Source organism: Peribacillus muralis (assembly GCF_001645685.2).
Classification (GTDB): Bacteria; Bacillota; Bacilli; order Bacillales; family DSM-1321; genus Peribacillus; species Peribacillus muralis_A.
On the sequence record NZ_CP017080.1, the window covers coordinates 347,939 to 360,085 of the forward strand.

At 43.4% G+C, this 12,147-nt stretch carries 8 protein-coding genes and 1 pseudogene; 8 read left to right on the forward strand and 1 reads right to left on the reverse strand.

The window, feature by feature from the left end; all coding sequences use genetic code 11:
• Positions 1-62 precede the first annotated feature (62 nt).
• Entirely contained in the window at positions 63-245 is a 183-nt protein-coding gene (locus ABE28_RS01730) for a hypothetical protein (RefSeq protein ID WP_064462417.1), read from the reverse strand.
• A gap of 204 nt (positions 246-449) precedes the next feature.
• On the opposite strand from ABE28_RS01730, the gene ABE28_RS01735 reads away from it, so the two are divergent.
• The 8 genes and pseudogenes from ABE28_RS01735 to essA all read left to right on the forward strand — a co-directional run bounded on the left by ABE28_RS01735 (position 450) and on the right by essA (position 12,071).
• Positions 450-1,376, forward strand: a complete 927-nt coding sequence (locus ABE28_RS01735) for a nucleoside hydrolase (protein ID WP_064462456.1) — start codon at positions 450-452, stop codon at positions 1,374-1,376.
• A 786-nt stretch (positions 1,377-2,162) separates the two neighbouring features.
• Entirely contained in the window at positions 2,163-2,453 is a 291-nt protein-coding gene (locus tag ABE28_RS01740; protein WP_064462416.1) for a WXG100 family type VII secretion target, read from the forward strand.
• A 99-nt stretch (positions 2,454-2,552) separates the two neighbouring features.
• Positions 2,553-2,792, forward strand: a complete 240-nt coding sequence (locus ABE28_RS01745) for an ESX secretion system protein YukD (RefSeq protein ID WP_064462455.1) — start codon at positions 2,553-2,555, stop codon at positions 2,790-2,792.
• A gap of 70 nt (positions 2,793-2,862) precedes the next feature.
• Complete coding sequence (gene essB, locus ABE28_RS01750; RefSeq protein WP_064462415.1) at positions 2,863-4,173, forward strand: type VII secretion protein EssB; 1,311 nt, start codon at positions 2,863-2,865, stop codon at positions 4,171-4,173.
• Between the two features lie 30 nt (positions 4,174-4,203).
• A pseudogene (locus ABE28_RS26000) lies at positions 4,204-4,539 on the forward strand (FtsK/SpoIIIE N-terminal domain-containing protein); the annotation flags it as partial.
• A gap of 270 nt (positions 4,540-4,809) precedes the next feature.
• Entirely contained in the window at positions 4,810-8,685 is a 3,876-nt protein-coding gene (essC, locus tag ABE28_RS01755; RefSeq protein WP_373921329.1) for a type VII secretion protein EssC, read from the forward strand.
• The gene (gene esaA / locus ABE28_RS01760; RefSeq protein ID WP_064462413.1) at positions 8,678-11,608 is read left to right on the forward strand and encodes a type VII secretion protein EsaA; all 2,931 of its coding nucleotides are present in this window, start codon (positions 8,678-8,680) and stop codon (positions 11,606-11,608) included. The genes essC and esaA overlap by 8 nt, the downstream gene beginning before the upstream one ends.
• A complete protein-coding gene (gene essA / locus ABE28_RS01765; RefSeq protein ID WP_064462412.1) occupies positions 11,595-12,071 on the forward strand; it encodes a type VII secretion protein EssA in 477 nt (158 codons plus the stop codon). The genes esaA and essA overlap by 14 nt, the downstream gene beginning before the upstream one ends.
• Positions 12,072-12,147: the final 76 nt, after the last annotated feature.

The window sequence follows — 12,147 nt, forward strand, 5'->3', positions numbered from 1 at the left end:
AGGGGATCTCATGAGAGGTCCCCTCGTTTTTTAGCTTATCACTTAGTGAATGGTGGGGCTGCTTAATGGATGGAAACGAACTTACCTGTCAATTGTTCTTCCGTTACTTCAATCTTCCCTTGTAAATCTTCAGCCAGTAGCACATAGCTTTTGACACCGATGAATTCAGAATGCGAGATTAAAAAGAATTTTGTTCCTTTTTTGTACGCAAAAGATTCATCTTTGACTAATTTATACATTTTCATCCTTTTTCCACCTTGACTGTTCATCTCTTTTGCATAAATGCAGCCAGCATATTTAACTTTTTCTGTTCCCTTTTTATAACATCACTAGCTAATTTGTCAACCATTTTCACCATGGAGGGCATGTCCATTTTTATCTGGAATTGGTTATGATTGAATGATAAAATTCAGTTGAGAATAAGCGTGTTCAGGAAGGTGTGGGAAAAAATGAAATCAATCATATTCGATGTCGATACAGGAATTGATGATGCCCTGGCGATGGCATATGCACTACATTCCCCAGAATTGGAGATACTCGGTTTTACGACCTGCTTCGGTAATGTGGCCGTTGAAGATGCGACTCGCAATACGCTAGCTGTTTTGGAAAAGTTAGATCGCCATATACCGGTATTCAGCGGAGCCGGACAAACATTGAACCGCGGGGAAAAGAAGAAATACCCAAAACATGTTCATGGCGAAGATGGGCTTGGAAATACACTTGATTTTGAGTGGGCACCAACCCTCCAAGCATCACAAGGACATGCGGTGGATTTCATCATCGAACAAGTGAAAAGCCGTCCCGATGAGATTACAATCATTGCAGTCGGGCCTCTGACCAATATCGCTTTGGCGATTAAAAAAGATCCGGAAATCATGTCCCTCGTTAAAGAGGTGATCATAATGGGCGGTGCCGTAAAAGTGCCGGGGAATGTAAACCCTTACGCAGAAGCGAACATCATATCCGATCCCGATGCAGCCGACCTTGTATTATCATCAGGTGTGCCAGTTACCTTGGTGGGGCTTGATGTGACGATGCAAACGTGTCTGCCGAAATCGAAGCTTGATGAATGGAGTGCAACCGGTAAGGAATCTGCCCAATTTCTTGCGGAAATGACCAACTATTATATGAAGGCGTACGATTCCTCCCACCCAGGATTAGGAGGTTGCGCTCTTCATGATCCGCTTGCAGTCGGGGTTGCCATCGATTCTGATTTTGTGAGTACAGAATCGATGAACATCAAGGTGGTGACCGAAGGCGAAGAGACGGGCCGAACGATCGGTCAGCCTGATAGCGAATCTCGTATCCGCGTTTGCACGGACGTGGATGCAGCTCGGTTCGTGAAACACTTTTTGGAACGGGTAATTCGAAGCTAGACCGAATAAATCTAGAGTAAGGTCGAATAAATCAGAGTTAGGTCGAATAATTCAGAGTAAGGTCGAATAAATCTGGAATAAGGACGGATAAATCGGAGTAAGGCCGAATAAATCAGAGTTAGGTCGAATTAATCTGGAATAAGGTCGAATAAATTAGAGTAAGGCCGGATTAATCGGAGTAAGACCGAATAAATCAGAGTAAGGCCGGATAAATCGGAGTAAGGCCGAATAATCTAGAGTATGGTCGAATAAATCTAGAGTAAGACCGAATAATTCAGAGTAAGGTCAAATAAATCGGAGTAAGGTCGAATAAATCTGGAATAAGGCCGAATTAATCCAATTACGGCCCAATAAATCCAACGCAAGGACGAAAAAAGCTGAATCAAGGCCAAATATTTCAAAAAAAGGACTTCCGTTTTGTCGGATGTCCTTTTTTAAATCTAATCAGCTTAAAACACAGGGGGGTTTTCAAACATTAATCAAACGGTTGATTAATTTCCGTCTAAAGTCACTTTATGGTTTGGACTAAAGTTATATATTTGAGTAATGCTTCTGAAATATTGGGTATATGGGACTTTTTTTTCGAAAAAATGTAAAACTCTTGAAATTATTATGAAAAAAAGTTTAGTGATTATGAAAAACAGGTACATAGACTTTAATGCTTCCATATTTAGGTTGAATATTATAATTATAAGTTACCATTTTTCGACTTCGTTCGTATTTATATGGCAGAATTTGTATGGTTCAATTAAAATGTATCTATAAGATAAAAGGAGGATTTTTACTATGTCACAAATTCGCGTAACACCTTCAGAGCTGAAAGATGTAGCAAGACAATATGATAATGAGAGCCAACAGGTAACGGATATCATTGGTCGTTTAGATAAAATGAGAGATCATTTAACGGGTATTTGGGAAGGTTCTTCCAGTGAGGCTTTCGTCGGGCAATATGAGGAATTGAAACCTTCATTCTTGGATATGGCCCGATTGTTGAATGAAGTTTCTCAACAATTGCACAAATCAGCGCAAATCCTTGAGGACACAGATAACCAGATTGCTAGTCAAATTCGCGGATAATCGTCGGAACAAAAGAGATAAAGAATTGTCTAGAAAAAGCGCCGCGACTCTTTTATGAAGATCGTGGTGCTTTTTTTTGCTTGAAATGAGGTGGGCTCTATATATATTCAATTAACGATCGATTTAAAGAGGTATACGGGGGAAGTTTTCGATTTGCAAGTGTCGGATTACCGATCCATCAAGATGGTAGTGGAAATAGTATGGCAGCTAAAGCAGATTGCCAGTACACCTAAAGAGGGCTATTGGGTACGGGTCCAGAATAAAGAGTTCGTATGTTCAGGCTATGATACCTTGCTTGATAGCGGGATTACGACTGGGGACCGCCTTGAGATCCTCTAATGGTTAAGTGCGGCTTGCATCATAGGAAAAAAGTCTAAAGCCCATAAGCAGGGAAAAAGGAGTACATAGAATGGATGAGTTAAAATCCTCCTATCTGGAGAAAAAGATTGAAGCACACATGGTGAAGGATGATGGTGGATATTTGTTCGTATTCCAACGAGCGAAACTGTCGATGCAGGATCCAATGGAATTGCAGCTAATCCATGAAGCTGATGATGCTCTCCGAAAACATATAGAAATGACAGAGGATGAGGTACATATCAGAGTAAATCCGCCAGCCTCTTTTTTTGTTTTTTCGAGAGCAAGAGAGAAAAATGTGATAGGCCGTTGGTTATCTGCTTATCAAGTCGTGAAGAAGATCAGAAATCATCAATTGACTCGGCTGATGCTTGCCGTCTGTCCGGAGAATATCGTTTTTGATCCAAGTATGTCCCCGTATTTCCTCCATTACGGTGTAAGAGACAGTTTGCCACCATATGAGCAGGATCAGGATACGTTATTTCGCGAAACGAAGGCTTTGATTTTGGCACTTGTGGATGGGCAGCATTCATTCGAAGATTACCTGCTTTACCATCAAACGTTAAAGCTATCGAACGAAGCACAAAGCATATTGGCCGCCGGGACTTGGGATGAACTTTCCACGGTCATTCAATCTCGGATAGACGCGTTGGAAAAGGAAGAAAAAGCATTTGTGCATATCCCTGAAAAGAAGTGGAAGACGGCGCGATATACGCTTATAGGAACGATGATCGCCCTTGTGCCATTGCTGTTCTTTACGATTTATACCTTATTCATCTCCCAGCCAAGGCAAGCTGCATACGTTGGAAGCGGTGAAAGCTTCCTCAAGCAAAAATATAGTGAAGTCATTGATCGTCTGGAAAACCATGATCCAAAGAAAATGCCATATGTCGTACAATACGAACTGGCAAAGTCATATGTCCGTTATGAACCGCTAAAGGGTGTCGGGAGGAAGAATGTCGAAAATGCCATCACCTTGCAGACCGATAGTCAGTATCTCCTCTATTGGATTTATATAGGCAGGGGGGAGAACGAGGACGCGATCGATATGGCAAGAATCATGGAGGACCGCGAGCTGATCATGTACGGGCTGATCAACGAGAAGGAACAGATAAAGTTGGATGATAAGCTATCAGGAGAAGAAAAGGAAACGCGACTTAAGGAAGTCGATACAGAGCTGACCCAATATGAAAAGGAACGAAAGGAATTGGAAAAGCAATTGGATGAACAGAAAGAACGGAATTTAGAGAATTCCAATGTGGAAGCAGAAGCTAAACCAGCAGCAAAGGAAGAAGGGGAAAAGGAACAAAGCAAGGATTCCATCAAAAAAACATCTGAAGAAAAAGAGAAAAGCAAAGAGTAAGCAAATTGCCTTTTGCGGAGGTGAGATTATATGAGTATATTATGGATTTATTCCAAGGGAACCTTTCAATCCTTTACGATCAAGGATGAGCGTGATGGTCCAATTACGATAGGACCATCAAAAAAGGATACAATCACCATCTTTTCGTCGCCTTTTGAACAGGAATCTATCGAGCTGAGAAAACGGGATGCGATCGACGAGTATGAGGTATATGGAGGAGAAAAGAAGCTTGGTGATGTAAAGCCGCTACAGAGCTTCACTCTCCGTAAAGGAGAAGACACGGTCGAAATTTTTTACATGGCAGGGAAATCGGAAGAAAGTCTCTACTATATTGGCAACTTGAAGGAGATCACTATATCACATAAGGATGAAGCCACTTTCCGTAAGGAAGGGCCCCCTTCGTGCAATGGCTTATCGATGCTTTTTCTGCAAGGGCAATGGTTTCTCTTGCCCGAAGAAAAAAGCAGGGTTTTCCTGAACGGTGAAAGGGTGGCAGGAAAAACACCCTTCCAGAATGGCGATCTCATTTTCTTGCCGAATATGACACTGAGGTTGATTGAAGGCGACTTATTGATGATTCATAGTGCCGAAACCTATGCTACATCGTTACCTGAAATGAAGAAGCCGATTTCGGAAATGAAGAAAAGCTACCCGCAATTTCGCCGGACTCCAAGGATGATCTATGAATTGCCGGACGAGAAAGTGACGATATCCTTTCCGAGCCAGGAATCGGAGGATAATAATAGAGGGTTATGGTTAATCCTGATGCCGCCATTAATGATGTTGATGGTCATGGGTGTCATCACGATCGTTCAGCCGCGGGGGATATTCATCATCATATCGATAGTGATGTTCACCACGACCTTAGTAACTTCGACGGCACAATACTTCAAAGACAAAAAGAAACAAAAATTCAGGGATGAAAAACGCCAACGTGTGTACACACGATATCTAGAGCAAAAGCGGGGGGAACTGCAAGAGCTTTCTGAAAAGCAAAGGAATGTGCTGTTCTATCATTACCCATCCTTCGAAAGGATGAAGCAGCTAACCGAAAGCATCAGCGACCGTATATGGGAGAGAACATTGGAAGGTGAAGACTCGCTCCACCTGAAGATAGGGACGGCTACGATACCGTCAAGCTATGAGGTTGCGGTTAACAGTAACGATATGTCCAATCGTGACATGGATGATTTACTCGAGAGGTCACAGGAATTGGTCAATGTTTATAAAAACCTGGAGAAGCTTCCGTTAGCCATCGACTTATCACGTGGATCGATGGGGCTTGTCGGAAAGGATTCAATCGTGAAAAGGGAGCTGCAACAATTGATTGGGCAGCTTGCCTTTTTTCATAGTTATCATGATGTCCGATTTGTAGCCATTTTTCCGGAAACGGACTATCAGGAATGGGAATGGATGAAATGGCTTCCCCATTTTCAACTGCCACATGCCTATGCAAAAGGATTCATATACAATGAACAGTCACGCGACCAGCTATTGACATCGATTTATCAGCTTTTGAGGGAAAGGGATTTGGATGAGAACAAAGGGAAGGTGCGATTCACTCCTCATTTTGTCTTCATCGTCACGGATCGCCAATTAATTGCTGAGCATGTCATATTGGAATATTTGGAAGGCAGAGAAGATGATTTGGGCATCTCGACGATTTTTGCTGCCGATGCAAAAGAAAGCTTGACGGAGAATGTCCATACACTCGTGAAGTATATAAACGATCGCCAAGGTGAGATTATCATCCAGCAATCGAAGGCTGTCCATACTCCTTTTACACTTGATGTCCATGCTAGAGAAGGAAATGAGCGTTATGCACGTAAGCTGCGCTCCCTGGATCATCAAAAAGGCATGAACAACTCAATCCCAGAAACGGTATCCTTTTTGGAGTTATTGAAGGTAAGAGAAGTGAAGGAACTGCCTGTTGGCGATAATTGGCTAACCAATCAATCCTCCAAGTCGCTGGCGGTGCCGATTGGATTGAAAGGGAGAAGTGATAGAGTTGAATTGAACTTACACGAAAAGGCACATGGACCTCATGGATTGGTCGCTGGGACGACGGGGTCGGGGAAAAGTGAACTGCTGCAAACCTACATCCTATCATTAGCCGTTCATTATCATCCACATGAAGTGGCCTTTTTGCTCATCGATTATAAAGGCGGGGGAATGGCACAGCCCTTCAGGCAGATACCGCATCTGCTCGGAGTGATCACGAATATCGAGGGAAGCAAGAACTTCAGTGCCAGGGCACTTGCTTCCATCAATAGCGAATTGAAAAAACGCCAGCGCCTGTTCGATCGATATGAAGTCAATCATATCAACGATTACACGGATTTATACAAAGAAGGAAAAGCGGAAGAACCGTTGCCGCATTTATTTTTAATATCAGATGAGTTTGCCGAGCTCAAGAATGAGGAGCCCGATTTCATCCGTGAATTAGTCAGTACTGCCAGAATTGGCCGGAGTTTAGGTGTTCATTTGATTCTTGCCACGCAAAAGCCAGGCGGGGTCATAGATAACCAGATATGGAGTAATGCCCGATTCAAGATTTCATTAAAGGTGCAGGATGCCAATGATAGTAAGGAAATCCTTAAAAATAGCGATGCAGCAAACATCACTGTCACAGGCCGGGGATATTTGCAGGTGGGCAATAACGAGGTTTACGAACTGTTTCAGTCAGCATGGAGCGGTGCCCCTTATTTAGAGGATACGGCAGGATCGGAGGATGAGGTGGCTCTGGTAACAGACCTTGGCCTTGTTCAAATCTCGAGTGTTTCGGAACAGGTCGCTAATCAAAGGAAGGAAAAAATCAGTGAAATCGAAGCCGTTGCCGATCATATCGTGATGACACAGGCGGAAATGAAAATCAAAAAGCTTGCGAGTCCTTGGCTTCCGCCCCTTCAAGCTCGCCTTTCAAGAAACAGTGAAAGAAGCCTTGCTAGCAATCAATTTCATCTCGGAATGAAGGATGAGCCTGAGTTACAGAGCCAGACAAACTATATATATAATTGGATTGAGGATGGGAACATCGGGATATTCGGTTCTTCCGGATATGGTAAATCAACTACGGCATTGACCCTGCTCTTTAGCTTTGCAGATCAATTCTCACCTGAGGAACTGCATTATTACTTGTTCGACTTTGGCAATAGCGCGTTACTGCCGTTGCGCCAGCTGCCTCATACAGGGGATTACTTCCGATTCGATGAGCTAAGGAAAATTGAAAAATTCATGTTATTCATGAAAGCGGAAATGGAAAGGCGCAAGCAGCTTTTTTCGCAAAAGGAGCTTAGTAACATCAAGCTTTATAACGCGTTAGCGGAAGAGAAATTGCCGATTATTTATATCACGGTCGACAATTTTGATTTAGTGAAGGATGAGATGCCTGATCAGGAGGCGCAACTGATCCAGTTTGCACGTGATGGACAATCACTGGGGATTTTCATGATTTTGACGGCGACTAGAATCAATGCCATTCGCCAGCCATTGATGAATAGCCTTAAGACGAAGGTGGTTCATTATTTAATGGACAGCTCGGAGCAATATTCAGTCCTGGGCAGAACCCCTTATCAAAATGAGCCGGTCCCGGGAAGAGCTTTAGTGAAAAAAGATCAAACCTTTCTCGTTCAGGTGTATTTACCAGCCGATGGAGCGGATGATATAGCCGTGTTGGATGAAATGAAACAAGCTGTCGCCGAGCATAAAGGCAAGTACCGGGAAGCAGCTAAGCCTCCGGCCATACCGATGTTGCCGCCGCACCTTGATGCCAGCTCTTTCAAGGAATACTGGTCACAATCCATCAAGAAGGATGACATACCAATCGGTCTTTCGGAGGAAAGCGTAACACCTGTTTGTGTGGAGCTGAATTCCGATCCTTTCTTGCTTGTCCTCGGTCAGTCAAGGAAAGGAAAAACGAATGTCCTGAGAGTGCTATTGGAATCTTTGCTCACACAACCGATTGGCGAGATAGGCTTATTTGACGGAATTGACCGTGGATTGTCCTCATATGCATCGATTGAAAAGGTACGTTATGTGGAAACGAAGGATCAGATATCGGATTGGCTGGATCATATTACGGGAATTTTTGAAGAGCGTGAGAAGCTTTATCTAGATGGATTGGGAATGAAACCGATGAAGCAACAGGAATCCAAAGCAATCATTTTTGTCATTGATAGCATTTCCCGGTTTCAGCAGACGATCGACGGCAGGATACAGGATCGAATCAGTGGGATGATGAAGCAATACGGTCATCTTGGTTTCAGGCTGATCGTCGCTGGAAATGCCGGTGACTTCACCAAAGGGTATGATTCATTGACAACGGAATTGAAGCAAGTCAGGCAGGCTGTCCTGCTCCTGAAAAAATCGGACCAAAGCTTGTATACACTCTCTTATTCAAGAAAAGAAGAAGAAATTCAGCCTGGCTACGGATACTTTGTCCATAATGGCCGGGAATGCAAAATCCAAATTCCATTAAGTGAAGAAAGAAGGAGAGTGCACGAGAGTGTCTGAAAAAATAAAACCGGTGCTGTTAATCGCTAAAATACTTGTGATTTTGGCATTGCCCATCTTGTTTTTTTCTTATATAGGTCAAAACCCAATGAAAAAGCAGGAAACGGCATCCCGTGAAATCGCGATCGTCAACGAAGATAATGGGACTGAATTCAATAACAAGCCGATTTACGTCGGTTCTGAACTTGTCACGACGTTGGACAACAATTCTGAATATGAGTGGGTCGTAGTTAACAGAAGTACGGCCGAAAGCGGGCTAGCCAATGAAAAGTACGATGCCGTAATCTATTTGCCATCCGATTTCTCAGAGAATGTTTATACGTTCAATGACGAACGGCCCATCAAGGCGGGAATTAAGTACAAGGTACAAACTAGTTTAAATGCAGAGAATATGGAAAAGGTACAAAAGGAATTAGAGAAAACAAAAAGCAAAATGAACAAGCATATTTCAACACAGTATTGGAGTTATGTTTCCCAGTCAGTCGATGACATCCGCAAGAAGTTCGATAACGTCCTTGCAAAGGAAATCGCGTTTCAAAATACGATGTACGAATTTTATACTCCTAGCTCGGAAAGTCTTGCGGGGAGTATAAAGCAGCATAAGGACATGCTTGAAGGCGTGTTTGCCCAAACGAAGGATGCTGGAAAGGCGAGTAATGAGACCATGGATGAAATAGGTCATACAAAAGCCCAAATGGCTTCCTTCGTAAAAGACGTCGTATCTTTCGAGGAGTATCAAAAAAATCAAAGCAAACTATTGCTGGATGCTTCGAACCAAAATCAGCAGCTTGTCAAGGAGAGCGTTCAATCATATGACAAAGTGTTGAGTGAAGGGAACCAACAGGTTCCGGAGATTCAGCAAGGGATGTATACGAAGTACAGCCTAAATGACCAAGGCTTTAATGAAAATGTCGGGGTCGTGAAGGAAGGGCTGGAAACTAGCAATGCTGAATTGGAAAACTTCGCAACAAGCATGAAAGGGAAACAAGTGGATCAAATTTCGAAAATCTCACAAGATCAACAAAGCTCGATTGAGCAATTCAAACAAACGGAAGAATTTGATCTTGATAAGCTTCAGGCGTCCATGCTTGCGCAAAGAAAAAACCTCGCAAGCGATTCTGGTGATGGGACGGATGTCACTGGAGGGAGTGGGACACAGATAGAGGATATCGAAACCGAAACCGGAAAGGGTGAATCGGCCGGTGCCCCTTCAAGGAAGGATCCAATCGATGAGCTCTCGCTTCAGGCATTGCTCGACCAAATAACGGGCATCCACACGGCGCTGGAAGGTTTGGTGCCGGCTGAGGGGAGTGAAGGAGCTGCTGAGCAAATCAATATTCTTACAGCAGAACTTCAAGCAGAAATCAATAGTCTCAGCGGAACGGTGAACGGCAGAACCGAAAATTATAATCAAGTGATAGTGGAGTTCAATACACTTGTAGATTCATACAATGAACTGCTGGCACAGCATACACAGCTACAAGCTGATTATAATGAACTTGGTGCCGATTATAAGGATCTTGGTGATCAATGGAAAAAATCACAGGAGGATATAGAAGAACTGAAGAACCTCCAAAATATGACCATTGACGAGGCCATTGCGGAAATCAAGAGTTCGGAGCAGAACCTCCTTGAAAAAGTGGGGGGAGAAAGGCGAGCGGCGCTAGTGTCGGTTTTTAATGATTCCATTAATAACCGTAATGCAAATGAGCTTCTTTCCTATTATGGCTCGCTTTCCTCTTATAGTGAATTGGCTGAACGAGTCACGGCAGCGAAAGTGGATAAGATATTTGCCGCTAATATAAAGGAATTGGAAAACTTGAAAAATGGGGTTTCTCCAAACGTTGATCAGGGAGCGAACCTTGTCAAAGCAAGTTTAGCAGGAGTCGATGATAATCTCGGCGCATTCTCCAACTCCATTATCGGTTATATGAATGAATATGATGCAAACGTGAAAGCGGGGCAGGAAGCCACGTTAGCCGAATTGGCGTCAATTACCGCGCAAGCCCAAGAAGTATCTGCCGATATGTCGGAAAATATGGAGAGACCTGAAATGGAACCAGAACCACCGGTGAGCCTTGATGGTGAAATGTTTGTATCGCTTCAAGATAAAACAGCGACAAACATGGGCTTCATTTCCGACCTAGTCAATTCGGTGGCAGAGCGTCAAGATACGGTTACGAAGGATACCGCCGACCTGCAAGTGAAAGTGGGCTCCGTACAGGAAAGGGCCGATCAGCTTAATGATAATTGGTCAAAAAATGTAGATTCGACCGTTCAAATCAAGACGGACGTATACAGCGTCTTGAATAACACACTAGTCGATGATCAGCAGAATGGATATGTGTATGAATATTTAGCCAACCCCGTTCAAATCAGCGGTGAGGTCCTTCATCAGGAAAAGGTTAATATTCCACCGATCGTCATGTTGGTGATCATACTCATTTCCGGATTATTGATCGGTTTCTTCCTGCATCATTATGGAACCTTACCAATGATGGTCCATGCGGCACTGAACGCTTTATTGAATTTAATTGTTGGTTTGATCATCAGCATCTATGGCTTGAAAATATATCCCCTGGGGGATATGCAGGAGATTAAATGGACCGCTTTCACCGTCCTGCTCTTATTCTTCTGTTCTGCCTGTACACGGCTCGCCTTCTCCATCGGGCCGTTTGTCGGAGCAATCCTTGTGATTGGTTTGATCAGTTTCTTCACCCTTCCATTATTGGATTTGATCATGCCTAATTTCAACATCGATCACCCGGTGGCAGACGTTTACATGTCCATCCAATTCGGTGATCAGTCGGCTTTCACTCCGGCCATGATCATCTTGTTGATACTGACGCTCATCGGATCAATCCTTCCCTATATAGTGAAGCGTTTTTCCGAAAGAAGAGAAATGGCCCATGAAGCGGAATAAATACGTTTTTGCCATTTTGTTCATCTTGTTTTTAAGCCTTAACCCTCATGTTCACGCCGAGGATCCGATGGTGGAGCCTAATGAATATCAAGAAAAGGATATTGATATTCAAACGGAGTACTTCCATGAGGAAGGCTTGCTGGAGCAAAAGAAGACACTGCCGGAAGAGCAAAAGGCACTAACCTTTGAAAGGGGGAAATATGATGTCATCGATTCGGTGACGGACTCACTGTTTCTTTCCCCGGTTACGGAGAATAATAATACCATCGCTTCAAAGGCGGAACAGCTTGGATTATTCGAAGAGGTAGGCAAGAGAATGACAAGCGAAGAAGAAGCGGAGCTTCCGCTTCATTTTGACCTGACGATTTTGCTCGGTATCATTTTAGTGCTTGCGGTCGTATGTCTGTTTTTTATTATCATCCCGAAAATGGGCAAGCTCAATGGAGACGCTAAGCGAAAATGAAAAAAAGTTTTAGCTAAAATGTACCCTGCAGGTAGATGCTTTGAAAAAAGTCTATCTTGTAGGGTACTTTTGTTTG

Coding starts and splice junctions, on each gene's coding strand:
- ABE28_RS01730 (WP_064462417.1), bottom strand. CDS start 245: ATGAAAATGTATAAATTAGTCAAAGATGAATCTTTTGCGTACAAAAAA.
- ABE28_RS01735 (WP_064462456.1), top strand. CDS start 450: ATGAAATCAATCATATTCGATGTCGATACAGGAATTGATGATGCCCTG.
- ABE28_RS01740 (WP_064462416.1), top strand. CDS start 2,163: ATGTCACAAATTCGCGTAACACCTTCAGAGCTGAAAGATGTAGCAAGA.
- essB (WP_064462415.1), top strand. CDS start 2,863: ATGGATGAGTTAAAATCCTCCTATCTGGAGAAAAAGATTGAAGCACAC.
- essC (WP_373921329.1), top strand. CDS start 4,810: ATGAAGAAAAGCTACCCGCAATTTCGCCGGACTCCAAGGATGATCTAT.
- essA (WP_064462412.1), top strand. CDS start 11,595: ATGAAGCGGAATAAATACGTTTTTGCCATTTTGTTCATCTTGTTTTTA.